The sequence below is a fragment of the Nocardiopsis sp. iso_186 genome (assembly GCF_056173365.1).
Genome location: NZ_CM149670.1, coordinates 5,206,940 through 5,220,236 on the forward strand (window position 1 = coordinate 5,206,940; position 13,297 = coordinate 5,220,236).

At 67.0% G+C, this 13,297-nt stretch carries 14 protein-coding genes and 1 pseudogene; 8 read left to right on the top strand and 7 right to left on the bottom strand.

Annotated features, from left to right (window positions below; genetic code table 11):
* Positions 1-90 precede the first annotated feature (90 nt).
* Complete coding sequence (locus AC0VYP_RS22635) at positions 91-663, top strand: TetR/AcrR family transcriptional regulator (protein ID WP_475471733.1); 573 nt, start codon at positions 91-93, stop codon at positions 661-663.
* Between the two features lie 59 nt (positions 664-722).
* Here AC0VYP_RS22635 and AC0VYP_RS22640 read toward each other — a convergent pair.
* The 5 genes and pseudogenes from AC0VYP_RS22640 to AC0VYP_RS22660 form a co-directional block, all read right to left on the bottom strand.
* A pseudogene (locus tag AC0VYP_RS22640) lies at positions 723-908 on the bottom strand (transposase); the annotation flags it as partial.
* 267 nt (positions 909-1,175) lie between these two features.
* Positions 1,176-2,510 (bottom strand): dihydrolipoamide acetyltransferase family protein, encoded by a 1,335-nt coding sequence (locus AC0VYP_RS22645; RefSeq protein WP_475471735.1) that lies wholly within the window; start codon positions 2,508-2,510, stop codon positions 1,176-1,178.
* A 28-nt stretch (positions 2,511-2,538) separates the two neighbouring features.
* Complete coding sequence (locus AC0VYP_RS22650) at positions 2,539-3,519, bottom strand: alpha-ketoacid dehydrogenase subunit beta (RefSeq protein ID WP_475471736.1); 981 nt, start codon at positions 3,517-3,519, stop codon at positions 2,539-2,541.
* Positions 3,520-3,522: 3 nt separating this feature from the next.
* The gene (gene pdhA / locus AC0VYP_RS22655; protein ID WP_285758330.1) at positions 3,523-4,638 is read right to left on the bottom strand and encodes a pyruvate dehydrogenase (acetyl-transferring) E1 component subunit alpha; all 1,116 of its coding nucleotides are present in this window, start codon (positions 4,636-4,638) and stop codon (positions 3,523-3,525) included.
* A 407-nt stretch (positions 4,639-5,045) separates the two neighbouring features.
* Positions 5,046-5,645 carry a sigma-70 family RNA polymerase sigma factor gene (locus tag AC0VYP_RS22660; RefSeq protein WP_285758329.1) on the bottom strand — a complete coding sequence of 200 codons (600 nt, stop codon included), beginning with the start codon at positions 5,643-5,645 and terminating at the stop codon, positions 5,046-5,048.
* Positions 5,646-6,043: 398 nt separating this feature from the next.
* On the opposite strand from AC0VYP_RS22660, the gene purS reads away from it, so the two are divergent.
* Both purS and AC0VYP_RS22670 read left to right on the top strand, forming a co-directional pair.
* The gene (gene purS, locus AC0VYP_RS22665; protein ID WP_285758328.1) at positions 6,044-6,286 is read left to right on the top strand and encodes a phosphoribosylformylglycinamidine synthase subunit PurS; all 243 of its coding nucleotides are present in this window, start codon (positions 6,044-6,046) and stop codon (positions 6,284-6,286) included.
* A gap of 144 nt (positions 6,287-6,430) precedes the next feature.
* Positions 6,431-6,826: an ATP-binding protein gene (locus AC0VYP_RS22670; RefSeq protein WP_285758327.1), complete on the top strand. Its 396-nt coding sequence runs from the start codon at positions 6,431-6,433 to the stop codon at positions 6,824-6,826.
* A gap of 7 nt (positions 6,827-6,833) precedes the next feature.
* Here AC0VYP_RS22670 and AC0VYP_RS22675 read toward each other — a convergent pair whose 3' ends face one another.
* Positions 6,834-7,019 (bottom strand): hypothetical protein, encoded by a 186-nt coding sequence (locus AC0VYP_RS22675; RefSeq protein WP_475471737.1) that lies wholly within the window; start codon positions 7,017-7,019, stop codon positions 6,834-6,836.
* Positions 7,020-7,851: 832 nt separating this feature from the next.
* On the opposite strand from AC0VYP_RS22675, the gene purQ reads away from it, so the two are divergent.
* The 3 genes from purQ to purL all read left to right on the top strand — a co-directional run bounded on the left by purQ (position 7,852) and on the right by purL (position 11,414).
* Positions 7,852-8,559, top strand: coding sequence for a phosphoribosylformylglycinamidine synthase subunit PurQ (gene purQ, locus AC0VYP_RS22680; protein ID WP_475471739.1), 708 nt, complete (start codon positions 7,852-7,854; stop codon positions 8,557-8,559).
* A 64-nt stretch (positions 8,560-8,623) separates the two neighbouring features.
* On the top strand, positions 8,624-9,070 hold the full coding sequence (locus AC0VYP_RS22685) for a hypothetical protein (RefSeq protein ID WP_475471741.1): 447 nt from the start codon (positions 8,624-8,626) through the stop codon (positions 9,068-9,070).
* 40 nt (positions 9,071-9,110) lie between these two features.
* Positions 9,111-11,414 carry a phosphoribosylformylglycinamidine synthase subunit PurL gene (gene purL, locus AC0VYP_RS22690; RefSeq protein WP_285758323.1) on the top strand — a complete coding sequence of 768 codons (2,304 nt, stop codon included), beginning with the start codon at positions 9,111-9,113 and terminating at the stop codon, positions 11,412-11,414.
* Positions 11,415-11,505: 91 nt separating this feature from the next.
* Here the strand turns inward: purL and AC0VYP_RS22695 are convergent, their stop codons facing one another.
* Positions 11,506-11,694: a hypothetical protein gene (locus AC0VYP_RS22695; RefSeq protein WP_285758322.1), complete on the bottom strand. Its 189-nt coding sequence runs from the start codon at positions 11,692-11,694 to the stop codon at positions 11,506-11,508.
* A 247-nt stretch (positions 11,695-11,941) separates the two neighbouring features.
* Here AC0VYP_RS22695 and AC0VYP_RS22700 point away from each other — a divergent pair, with 247 nt between their 5' ends.
* Both AC0VYP_RS22700 and AC0VYP_RS22705 read left to right on the top strand, forming a co-directional pair.
* Positions 11,942-13,048: a baeRF2 domain-containing protein gene (locus AC0VYP_RS22700; protein ID WP_475471743.1), complete on the top strand. Its 1,107-nt coding sequence runs from the start codon at positions 11,942-11,944 to the stop codon at positions 13,046-13,048.
* Positions 13,049-13,063: 15 nt separating this feature from the next.
* Positions 13,064-13,294: a hypothetical protein gene (locus AC0VYP_RS22705; RefSeq protein WP_285758320.1), complete on the top strand. Its 231-nt coding sequence runs from the start codon at positions 13,064-13,066 to the stop codon at positions 13,292-13,294.
* Positions 13,295-13,297 lie beyond the last annotated feature (3 nt).

The window sequence follows — 13,297 nt, forward strand, 5'->3', positions numbered from 1 at the left end:
GTGCACCGAAACAGTAAGGGTTTCGATGCACGATGTCTAGTTATTCGGTGAGACACTGATCCCGACGGGCAGCCTCGCTACCATGGCGGGATGATCGAGACGAAACGCCGCGGCGGCCGACCCCGCAGCGAGCAGGCGCGCGAGGCCGTCCTGCACGCCGTCAACGATCTGCTGCTTGAGGTCGGCTACGCGGCGATGACCATGAAGGGCATCGCTGTACGGGCGGGCGTCGGGCGGCAGACGGTCTACCGCTGGTGGTCGACGAAGGCGGAGATCCTCTTCGAGGCGTGTGTGGACGACGCCGAGGAGGAACTCCTCGTCGAGCCGGCGGGCACCCGGCTCGACGATGTCACGTCCTACCTCGACGCGCTGATGCGCTTCCTCGCCTACTCACCGGCTGGAGCCGGCTACCGCGCCCTGCTCGCGGCCGCACAGCACGATCCGGCGGTGAAACAATTGATCGCGACCAAGGACGTTCTCAGGGACAGCGCGCGGGCGGTCCTGCATCGCATCGACCCGCACCGACCGGCCGGCGATTATGCAATCGACCTGCTGATCGGACCCACCTTCTTCTGGATCATGAGCGGGCGCGACCCGGCACAGCTCGACATCCACGAGCTGGCACGAAGCTTCTTCCATGGTTTCGGGTCTGAGGAATCCTGAAGGCGATCCCTCCGCGTCACTCCCAGCCACATACCGACGGCTGTCATCGGTGTTTCGTAATAGACCGTCTTCCACGGGCCGAACCGTTCGGGCAGGTCACGCCACTGAACGCCGGTCCGCACCCGGCGCAGAATCCCGTTGATCACCTGCCGGTGATTCCGTCACCTGCCACAACGCCTGTTACTGACCGGCAGGAACGGTTGCAGGCGTTCCCACTCGACATCCGTCAGATCGCCCCGCCCCATGCGCACATCAACGACACGACTGCGAAGTAGTCACATGATCGGCCGGACAAGTCCTAGCCGGCCCGGACGGCGGGCGACACCGGACGGCTCCCCTACGGCCCGGTACGCCACGCAGAGGCCCGCCCGGCCACGGTCAGGCCTCTCCTCCCTCAAGGGCCCTATCGCCCCGCTGTACGTCGCCCTGATGCGCACGGCGCCGCGCCTCGACAGCGCATGCAAAGGCCCTCGTCCCGGTCGTCACCGGAGAACGAGGGCCTTGTCCAGCACCTAACCCCAGGCCAGAGAAACCGTCTCCGGGTCCTCAAGCATCAGACCGACATCGCGCAGGACCTTAGAACCAAGTTCCCCGTCCACGAGGCGGTGGTCGAAGGACAGCGACAGCGTCGTCACCTTGCGAATCCGAATCCGCCCCTTGTGCACCCACGGCATGTCCCGGATCTGCCCGAAGGCCAAGATCGCGGCTTCCCCCGGGTTGAGGATGGGGGTGCCCGCGTCCACCCCGAAAACGCCGACGTTGGTGATGGTGATCGTCCCGCCGCTCATATCCGCCGGAGTGGTCCGCCCCGCTCTGGCCGTCTCGGTCAGAGCGCGCAGTTCCTGCGCCAGTTCCGGCAGCGCCTTGGTGTGGGCGTCCTTGATGTTGGGCACCACCAGCCCGCGCTCGGTAGCGGCGGCGATGCCGAGGTTGACGTAGTGCTTGACCACGATCTCCTGGGCGGCCTCGTCCCAGGACGCATTGACCCCCGGATAACGCCGGACGGCCGTCAGCAGCGCCTTGGCCACCAGTAGAAGCGGCGAAACCCGTACCTGAGCAAACTCCGGACGCTCCCGGAGCTTGCGTACGGACTTCATCATCTTGGTGACGTCAACCTGGAGGAACTCGGTCACGTGCGGTGCGGTGAACGCACTGTTGACCATGGCCGCGGCCGTGTGCTTGCGCACTCCCTTGATGGGGACCCGGGTCTCCCTGGGTTCTGCGGCAACATCCGCTTCCGGCGGCACCGCCCGGGGCTTCTCCTCCGCGACCGGGGCCGACGGGATGGCCGCGGCTCCGTGCCGACGGACGTCCTCCCGGGTCACGATCCCCCCCGGACCGCTTGCGGTGACCGATCCCAGGTCGATGCCGAGGTCCTTGGCGAGCTTGCGGACCGGCGGCTTGGCGAGCACGACCGCACGCGCGGTCGGCACGGGTGCCGACTCCTCGACTGCCACCGGCCTGCTGCGCGCCCTGCGTCGGGTTGCTCCGGCTTTTTCCCCGTATCCGACCAGGGGTTTCTCGCGGACCTCGTCGTCGGCCTCTGCGGGAGCCTCGGCCTTCGGCTTGGTCGCCCCGGCAGAGTCGGCCGTTCCTCCGGTGTCCACACTGATGATGGGGGTGCCGACGTCAACCGTGCGACCCGCCTCGACCAAGAGCTCGCGGACGGTCCCCGCGTAGGGGCTGGGCAACTCGACGGCCGCCTTGGCCGTCTCGATCTCGCAGATGATCTGGTTGACCTTGACCTCGTCCCCCGGCTGGACGGTCCAGTGCAAAATCTCGGCGTCAACCAATCCTTCGCCCACATCGGGCAGGCGGAACTGCTGGATCCCTTGGAACTGGGACATTCCCTGCTTCACCTGGCTCTCTGTGACTTCAGAACGCGAACGAGCGGTCAACACCGTCGAGCACCCGGTCGAGGTCGGGGAGGTAGTGCTCCTCCAGCCTGGAGGGCGGATAGGGGGTGTCGAAGCCGGCGACCCGGATGACCGGGGCCTCCAGGTGGTAGAAGCAGTCCTGGGTGACACGGGCGGCGATCTCGGCGCCCAGGCCGCTGCTCAGCGGGGCCTCATGGGTGATCACCAGGCGACCGGTACGCCGGACCGAGGCGTTGAGGGTCGCGTAGTCCACCGGTGAGAGGGAGCGGAGGTTGACCACCTCGATGTCGTGCTCGGTGTCTGCTTCGGCCGCCTGGATCGCGGTCTTGACCATGGGCCCGTACGCCAGAAGCGTGATATCGGCTCCCGGACGTGCCACTCGCGCACCGTCCATCCGGTAGGCCGAGGCCAGGGGGGACTCGGTGTCCACGTCGGCCTTCTCGTAGTAACGGCGTTTGGGCTCGAAGAAGATCACCGGGTCGTCGGAGGTGATCGCCTGCTGAATCATCCAGTAGGCGTCTACCGCGTTGGCCACCGTGACCACCCGGAGCCCCGGCGTATGGGCGAAGTACGCCTCCGGTGACTCGCTGTGGTGCTCGACCGCGCCGATACCGCCGCCGTAGGGGATGCGCAGCACGACGGGCATCTTCAGGGTGCCGCCCGAGCGCGCCCGCATCTTGGCGAGTTGGGTGAAGGTCTGGTTGGCGGCGGGGAAGAAGAACCCGTCGAACTGGATCTCGCAGACCGGGCGGTAGCCGCGCAGGGCCATGCCGATCGCGGTACCGATGATGCCCGACTCCGCCAGCGGGGTGTCGATGACCCGGTCCGCCCCGAAGTCCTTGTAGAGACCGTCGGTGACCCGGAAGACTCCGCCGAGTTTGCCGACGTCCTCCCCCATGATCAGGACCTTGGGGTCGGCTTCCATGGACCGTCTCAGGCCCGCGTTGATGGCCTTGCCGATCGTGAGTTTCGTCAACATGGTCTAGCGGCCTCCTTCGGTGCCCGCGCCCTCGAAGGATGCGAGGTAATCGGCGAACTCCGAGCGCTGGCGGTCCAGATGGGAGTGGGGTTCGGCGTAGGTGTGGGTGAAGATGTCGAGCGGCCGGGGGTCGGGCAGCGAGCGGCAGTCGCGGCGGACCTGCTCGGCGAGCTCCTCCGACTCGGCCTCGATGGAGGCGAAGAAGGCGTCGTCGGCGAGGCCGGTGTTGGCGAGATAGGCCCACAACCTGCTGATCGGGTCCTTGAGCCGCCACTCCTCCAGTTCCGCCGACATCCGGTAACGCGTGGGGTCGTCGTTGGTGGTGTGTGCGCCCATGCGGTAGGTGAACGCCTCGATGAGGGTCGGTCCCTGGCCTTCACGGGCGCTCTGCAACGCCTTGCGAGTCACCGCGAGGGAGGCGAAGACGTCGTTGCCGTCGATGCGTACGCCGGGGAAACCGAATCCGGCGGCCCTCCGGTAGATGGGCACCCGGGACTGCCGCTCCAGCGGCTCGGAGATGGCCCACTGGTTGTTCTGGCAGAAGAAGACGACGGGCGCGTTGTTCACAGCCGCGAAGTTGAACGCCTCGTTGGTGTCGCCCTGGCTGGTGGCTCCGTCACCGAAGTAGGTGATGACTGCTTCGCCGTCCTCCCCGACCGCTCCGTCACGCTGGACACCCATGGCGTAGCCGGTGGCGTGCAGCGCCTGGCTGCCGATGACGATCGTGTACAGGTGGAAGCCGTGTTCCGCTGGGTCCCAGCCGCCGTTGGTGACCCCTCGGTAGAGCCCGAGCAGGCTCTTGTGGCTGACTCCGCGACACCAGGCGACACCGTGGTCCCGATAGGACGGGAAGGCCATGTCACCAGGACGGAGCGCGCGACCGGAACCCACTTGGGCGGCTTCCTGGCCGAGCAGGGAGGCCCAGAGGCCGAGCTCGCCCTGGCGTTGCAGTGCAACGGCCTCGGTGTCGATGCGTCGAACCAGCACGAGGTCGCGGTAGAGGCCGCGGATCTCCTCGGGGGTGAGGTCGATCGGGTAGTCGGGGTGCTCGACGAGCTCCCCTTCGGGGGTCAGAAGCTGGATGAGATCCGGCTCCTCGTGCGAGGTGTTTTCAGGCACCGGTCGCTCCTCGGGTCTTGGGGCCGATGACACGGGGTACCGCTGGTCGGCCGACGATCCACCTGCTCACCCGGGGTAACGGGTACGAGCGGGCGGCCCTACCGACATCGTGACAGAACTCACCACGGGCAGCGCAAGGCCCCTGCGACACCTTTTAAACGATCACCCCATGATCCCGCAGAACACCGAAACCGCAAATACCAGGCTTCAATAAATAATGCAAGGCCATCAAAAGAAAAAGTCGGACTTCCTAAGGAAGTCCGAACTGTATGGCGACCAGCTCGTCGTCTCGGATGGCGCCAGGGGGCCGACGGTCACCCAAATACTTACGACGGAGACGGAGAGTGACGAAACAAAAGCACAACGACGTTCGGGGCCGCTTACCGGCCGGCCGTCGAAACGGCAGGTCAGGCGGGCTGGAGGCCGCGTTCCCTTGCGTAGTCGGCAAGGAGGACACGCAACTGACGGCGGGCGCGGTGCAGGCGCGACATCACTGTCCCCAGTGGAGTGCCCATCCGCGCGGCCACCTCCTTGTAGGAGTAGCCCTCGACGTCGATCAGGTAGACCACCAGCTGGAACTCCTCGGGGAGTTCGGCCAGGGCATGGCGGATCGCGGAGTCGGGAAGCCGGTCGAGCACTTCGGCCTCGGCCGACCGCGACCCGGTGGACGCGTGGGTGTCGGCAGCAGCCAACTGCCAGTCCTTGATCTCATCGGTGGCTTCCTGACGCGGCTCGCGCTGCTTCTTGCGGTAGCCGTTGATGAAGGTGTTGGTCAGGATCCGATAGAGCCAGGCGCGCAGATTGGTACCGGCCCGGAACTGATGGAAGTTGGCAAACGCCTTGGCAAAGGTCTCCTGGACGAGGTCCTCGGCATCGGCGGTGTTGCGGGTCATCCGCAGCGCAGCCGGATAGAGCTGGTCCGCGAAGGGCGTGACCGCCTCGGCGAAGTCAGGGGTTTCCGTGACTTCCGCGGGGTCCGCCGGACGTTGAAGTTCGATGGTCGCCAAATCTCCCCCTAGGAACGACCGTGGATGCTGACACTTACGTAGACGCGTAAAAGGACGGCCAGTGATGACAGCAAACATGGTGATTAGGGTCACGAACTGATAATTTCCGCCCCTTCCAGTGGTGAGAGTCGGGTAAAGAAGCTTTCGCCCCGCCGTATGGCGAGGCGATGACGCCTCCCGCACCGACCGCCACTTCGCCGTCTGTTGTCGGGCGACCGTTCTCACCCGACTTGTCCCCGTCCCCTGCCCGTCACGCGGCACCGCACACATGTGCCCCCACATGCCTCGGGTGGGTCACCTGGGCCTGGGTGCCGTACGCTTCTTGCTGCTCTTGCAATACCGCTGCTCGCGCGGCAGCGGTTCCCTGTACGCGTATGCGGCACAACCGTGGAGGACCCGTGGCCCGCGTCATCGTTGACGTCATGCTCAAGCCGGAGATCCTGGACCCCCAGGGCCAAGCCATCGTCGGGGCGTGCGGCCGCCTCGGTTTTCCCGGTGTGACCCAGGTGCGACAGGGGAAGCGCTTCGTGGTCGAGATCGACGGTGAGGCGGATGACGCCAAGCTCGCCGAGGTCCGCAAGCTCGCTGAGACCCTGCTCGCCAACCCGGTGATCGAGGACTTCGAACTGCACGCCGAGTAAACCCGGCAGTCCGTCCGAAAACACAGCGGTTTCACAGAAACCATGTTGGGAACGTCTTCTATCGTGCCTAAGGCTGCGTGAGGGGCGAGGATGGACGAGAACTTCTCAATCGCGTTACCTCGGGCGGCTTACACCGTCCCGGTGATGCGGGATTTCATGGGCGGGGCGCTGGAGACGAAAGGGGTCTGCGAGGAGTGTCTTTCCGACATCCTCGTGGCAACCACCGAAGCGTGCGCCAACGTCATCGACCACGGCGACCCGGCTCCCCACTACGAAGTCGTCGCCCGGGTACGCGATGGGTTCTGCAGCCTGAAGATCGTGCATGCCGGCCCCAAGTTCGACCCCGCGAGTGTGCCCCTCCCCGATCCGGACTCGGAGTCGGGCAGGGGCATCCTGATGATGCGGGAACTGATGGACCAGGTGTCCTTCGGTTCCGACGCGACCAAGCGCACGACCGTGTGGATGGCCAAGCGGCTGTGCGCGACCAGGGTGAGCCAGCTCTCGCTCTGGCAGCAGCCCCTGGCCACACAGCAGATGTGACCGCCGCCTAGCTCGCGTGCCGCCAGGAGGCCCCCGGGAGTGGTTTTTCCGCGCCGTCGGGCCCCCGGAAGACGACTCCGGGGCCCTTGGTCGCGAGACCGATCTCGAAGAACTCCGATCCGCTGTCGGCGAAAAGGGCACGAACAGCACTGACGTCGTAGGCACCGACGGTGAACACCAGCTCGAAATCCACCGAGTTTCCAGCGTGGTGGCCGTCGCCGGAATCGGACAAGCTCAGAGACACCGGGTGGGCCGTAGCGGGTGGTTCGCCGCCACCACCCCAAATCCTTTTGACCAAAAGGCGGACCCAGCTATCCGGATCACAGTTGGGAGCGGTCGTAAATTCCCCTCCGGCATCGGATACATCGTCCTCGCGATGAGGAACCAGATGGATACGGAGACGGCCGACACTCCTACCTACGACACGCCCCGCGTTCACGACTATGGTGTAACCGTGGGGCCGCACTCCTTGTCGAGGGATTTCTTGAACTCCCGGAGAAGCGCATATGTATCGCCCGCCTCGTTTACCCCAGGTCGAAGAACGACTCGACATTCCACTTCGGAACGACCCTATACCCCCAGGCGCGGCAGGAAATTTGCCACACCCCGCAAAAAGGCCCCACTCTCGCAATGAATTTTATTCATTGAACCATCGCCAATTCGACAAAAATACATGCACCCGAAGAATCCGAGTCGCCCCCGGGAACCAGAACGGGAAATTTGACCCGAAATGATTTCGACCATTTAATTGACCGCAGAAAACAAAAAAGGGATCGGAGGAAATCGGAAATCCAAATCGGCGCAGTCGGCCAAGGAATAACGAATCAACCGCCGCGAACCGTACATCAACGGGACGAAGACGTCCGTGCTCGTCATGGAGGGAGCCCGCGGCCAAGTGACGGGCCTCGCCTGCACCTCCCGACCCCGCCGGGTGAGGTCACCAGGTAATCTCGTGACCGGTCGGACCGTTCGGAATCCGACCGGCCGGCCTTGCTCCCACCCACACCGTTCGGAGAGTGCCCATCATGACTGCCCCCCGCGTGGGAGTCGTCACATTCCCTGGTTCCCTTGACGACAGGGACGCCGCGCGCGCACTGCGCCTCGCCGGCGCACAAACCGTTTCGCTCTGGCACGACGAAGCCGACCTGAAGGGTGTCAACGCCGTCGTCCTGCCCGGTGGCTTCTCCTACGGCGACTACCTGCGCTGTGGTGCGATCGCCCGTTTCGCACCGATCATGACCGAGCTCGTTCCCGCCGCTCGCGCCGGAAACCTGCCGGTGCTGGGCATCTGCAACGGGTTCCAGATCCTGTGCGAGAGCCACCTTCTGCCCGGCGCGCTCACCCGCAACGCTTCCCGGCACTTCATCTGCCGCGACCAGCTCCTGCGCGTCGAGGCCGCCGACACCGCGTGGACCAACTCCTACAGCTCCGGCCAGGAGATCCTGATCCCGCTGAAGAGCGGCGAGGGCAGCTACGCGGCCCACGCCGACACCATCGCCGAACTGGAGCGCGAGGGCCGTGTCGTGGCCCGCTACGTGGACTCCGCGCCCAACGGTTCCCAAAGCGACATCGCCGGAATCACGAACGAGCACGGCAACGTGGTGGGGCTCATGCCGCACCCCGAGCACGCGGTCGAGGCACTGACCGGCCCCTCCCGTGACGGTGTGGGGTTCTTCACCTCCATCCTCGCGCACCTCGCCAAGGGCGCCCCGGTGGGCGCGGCAGCGAGCTGAGCGCGTTGACCATCCGGCGGGGGGACGTTTCTCGATGATGGCGCTGCTGCGGTCCAGGATGACGATGGTCGCTTTGGTCGCCGTGGTCATCGTCGGCCTGGTCGCGACCATGGCCGTGGGACTGCTGACCTCCACCGAGACCCCCGGCAACGCCGTCAAGCCGCCGGACGCACCCGGCGTGGAGATGCTGGGCACCCCGCCGCAGGGCATCGAGTACACCGACCTGGGCGAACAGTGCGACCAGGCAGAGTGCTTCCGCCCGATCGCCGTAACCGCGGAGGGCCGCGACGCCGACGAGGCGATCGAGGCCGTCTACACCCAACTGCTCGACCGAGGCTGGGGGAGGCTCCTTCCCCAAGGCGAGAGCGACCCGGAAACGGTCCCGCTCGCCGATTCCGCGCTGAGCGACGGTGGACTCCTCGTCCAGGCCAGCCGCCAGCCCTACACCCCCGAGTTGACGGCCGGCCTGATCCTCGCGCACTCGGTTCCGCCTTCTCCTCCGGCCTCTTAAGCCCTGATCAGCTCCAGCATCTCGAATGGAATGACCAGTAATGTCTGAAGTATCCCAGTTCGACACGGTCACCAAGGCCGAAACCACGCCGGACACCCCGCAGCCCTTCGCCGAACTCGGCATGAAGGACGACGAGTACGCGCGGGTCCGCGAGATCCTGGGCCGCCGGCCGACCTCTGCCGAGCTGGCGATCTACTCGGTCATGTGGAGCGAGCACTGCTCCTACAAGAGCTCGAAGGTCCACCTGCGCCAGTTCGGCGAGAAGGCCCCCGAAACCGACGCACTGCTGGTCGGGATGGGCGAGAACGCCGGTGTGGTGGACGTCGGCGACGGCTACGCCGTCACCTTCAAGATCGAATCGCACAACCACCCCTCCTACGTGGAGCCGCACCAGGGTGCCGCCACCGGTGTGGGCGGCATCGTCCGCGACATCCTCACCATGGGCGCCCGCCCCGTAGCGGTCATGGACGCGCTGCGCTTCGGTCCGGCCGACGCCCCCGACACCCAGCGGGTGCTGCCCGGTGTCGTCTCCGGCATCTCCTTCTACGGCAACTGCCTCGGGCTGCCCAACATCGGCGGCGAACTGGGTTTCGACGCCGGATACTCCGGAAACCCCCTGGTCAACGCGCTCTGCGTGGGTGTCATGAAGCACGGCGACATCAAACTCGCCCAGGCCCCCGGCCCCGGAAACCACGTGATCCTGTTCGGCTCCACCACCGGCCCCGACGGGATCGGCGGCGCCTCCGTGCTGGCCAGCGCGACGTTCGACGACGAGAGCCAGGCCAAGCGGCCCAGCGTGCAGGTCGGCGACCCGTTCATGGAGAAGCTGCTCATCGAGTGCAGCCTCGAACTGTTCGCCAAGGACCTCGTGGTGGGCATCCAGGACCTGGGGGCGGCCGGTGTCTCCTGCGCCACCACCGAGCTCGCGGCCGGTGGCACCGGCGGCATGCGGGTGGAACTGGACCGCGTCCCGCTGCGCGACCACCGGCTGACGCCCGAAGAGATCCTGATGAGCGAGTCCCAGGAGCGGATGATGGCCATCGTCGAGCCGGGCAAGCTCGACGACTTCCTCGCCACCTGCGCCAAGTGGGACATCCTCGCCAGCGTGATCGGCGAGGTCACCGAGGTCACCGAGGAGGAGGCCGCACGCGGCGGCCGTCTCGTGATGACCTGGCACGGCGAGACCGTCGTGGACATGCCGCCGCGCACCGCCTCCGACGAGGGCCCGGTCTACGAGCGCCCGCTGGCCCGCCCCGACGACCTGGACGGTCTCCAGGCCGACGACCCCACCGAGTTGGAGCGTCCCTCGACCGACGCACAGCTGCGCGAGCAGGTGCTGCGCGTCCTGTCCGCCCCGGGGATCTGCGACCCCGCCTGGGTGACGGAGCAGTACGACCGCTACGTTCTCGGCAACACGGTGCTGGCCAACCCGCACGACGGCGGGATGATCCGGATCACCGACGACGGCGACCGGGGCGTGGCACTGGCCACCGACGGCAACGGCCGCTACACCCGGCTCGACCCCTACGCGGGGACTCAGCTGGCGTATGCCGAGGCGTACCGCAACGTCGCGGCAACCGGGGCCCGCCCACTCGCGGTGACCAACTGCCTGAACTTCGGCTCCCCCGAGGACCCCGCGGTGATGTGGCAGTTCTCCGAGTCGGCGAAGGGCCTCGCCGACGCCTGCCTCCAGCTGGGTACCCCGGTGACCGGCGGCAACGTGAGCTTCTACAACCAGACCGGCTCCACGGCGATCAACCCGACCCCGGTGATCGGTGTCCTCGGGGTGATCGAGGACGTGCACAACAGGCTGACCAGCTCGTTCAGCCACTCCGATGAAGGCGCCAAGATCTTCCTGCTCGGGGAGACCCGCGAGGAACTGGGCGGCTCCGCGTGGGCGGACATCGTGCACGGTCATCTGGGCGGACTGCCGCCGCAGGTGGACCTGGTCGCCGAGGCCTCGCTGGGCGAGGTGCTGGCCGATGGTGCGGACAACGGTCTGCTGGCCAGTGCGCACGACCTGTCCGACGGTGGTCTGGCGGTGGCACTCGCCGAGTCGAGCCTGCGCGGCGGGGTGGGGTGCGAGGTCAAGCTCGGCGAAGAGCCGTTCCTCGCCCTGTTCAGCGAATCGGCGGGGCGGGCGATCGTGACCGTGCGCGCCGACGCCGAGGGCGCGTTCGGCGAGCTGTGCGCGCGGCACGGTGTTCCGGCGACGCCGATCGGCATCGTGGGCGGCACGGACCTCGCCCTGACCCACGCGAACGGTGAGATCCGCATCGGTCTGGCCGAACTGCGCACGGCGCACGAGTCCACCCTGCCCCAGATCTTCAACGCTTCGCGGTAACCGCAGCGGCTCGACCGCTTGAGGACGCGCCGGTGGCCCGACCCCTGATCGAGGGGCCGGGCCACCGTTGTTCGTGCGGTGCTCTCCCCGGTTATGTGCCCGTCTCGTTGGTGCGGTCGGCCCTGGGGTCGGTGGCCGGAATGCCATCGTCGTCGACCAGCGGTTCCGGTTCCAGGTCCTCGTGGACGCGCGTGGGTTGCCCGCTCCGGAGGACGCCGTCGATCTCGGAGCTCATCTGGTCGTCGAGCCTGGGACTGTGCTTGTCGCTGCCGCGCTGCATGAGCGTCCGCCCTTTCTCGGTCTGGCCGGCGAAACCGGTTGGACTCGCCGGGTTACCCGACTCGTCCCGGGCAAAACACCACTTCGTGTACCCGGTCGGAGCAGACCGCAGCGACACTAACCTTTCAGTTAGCCATGCCTTACCCCATGCATGTCGCTCCCCCGCGCGGGCAGCCGCCAAGACGAAGACGGCCACACAGTCCGAGGGAGGTGAGTGGGCCCCGGCGAAGGCCGGCCCACCGAATTACATGCAACTAGGATTTCTGCGCTCGCTGTACGCTGTCCCCGGTCCCGTCGCCTCGGTCTTTCTGGACACGACCCGGACCTCGGAGAACTCCGACAAGGAGATCGAGCTGCGCTGGCGGGGACTGCGCGAGCACCTCGCCGAACAGGGCGCCGACGACGACACCTTGAGCGCGCTGGACCGCGTCGTCGGGGGTGCGTCCGGAGTTCCCGGCCCCCAGGGAGAAGCTCTCTTCGCCGCGGAGGGGCAGGTGCTGGCCACGTACACGCTCACCAGCCCTCCGCCCAGTGACCGGGCCTCGTGGCTGCCCATTCCCGATCCCTCCGACCTGGTCGCCGACCGCGCGCTCCAACTGCCCTACGTCGTCGTCGCGGCCGACCGGGAGGGTGCCGACGTGGACGCCTACACCCTGGACCGCCACGACCCCGTCTCCGAACGCAGTTTCAGCGGCAGCACCCTGCACATCCAGAAGATCCGCCAGGGAGGCTGGGCACACAAGCAGTACCAGCGTCGAGCGGAGAACCTCTGGGACACCAACGCCGAGGAGGTCGCCAAGGACGTCATGGCCGCGGTCAACGAGGTGAAGGCGGAACTGGTGTTCGTCGGCGGCGACGAGCGCGCCGTCGGCAAGCTCCGAAACCACCTGAGCACTCCCGTTCGCGGCATCGTGGTGGACCTGCCGGGCGGGGGCCGTTCCGACCATGCCGCGCTGGCGCGCCTCCGCGAGGCGGTGGACGAGGCGCTGTCAACCGCTGTCGCCCAGGGAAGCGCCCAGGAGGCGGAGAACTTCGCCGACGCGCTGGGGACGGGAGACGCGGTACAGGGCCGAGCCGAGACCGCAGAGGCCCTTCGTCGCGGTCAGGTCCAGACGCTGCTCCTGGGGACCGGCCGGGACATGGGTGGGACGTTGTGGACTTCGCCCACTGATCCGATGGAGGTGTCGGCCACCCGTGAGCAGCTCACGGACGCCGGGACGGCGCTGGAGGTGCCGGCGGACACGGCCCTGATCCGGGCCGCCGCCCTCAGCGATGCCGAGTTCCTCCCGCTCGCGTCTCCGCGGGGAGCCACCGAGGGCACGGGCGCTCTGTTGCGCTTCAGCGTGACCGGATAACCAGGAGGAGAGACATTGAGGGGCGGGCGGCTCAAGGGCCCCATCGGCAGTCCCGAACGGCCGGCCAGCGCGCTGACCTTCCGTCTCGTACTTGCCGTCTTCGGGGCCGCGGTGTGCCTGATCGGCGCGGTACTGGCCGTGCTGTGGGCCCACTCCGCGTCGCTGACGGTAGTGCTGGGCGCCGGGTTCCTGGCCGCCTGCCTCAATGTCTACTGGGTGAGCCGGCGCCGTCGCTACGAGCGCTGACTC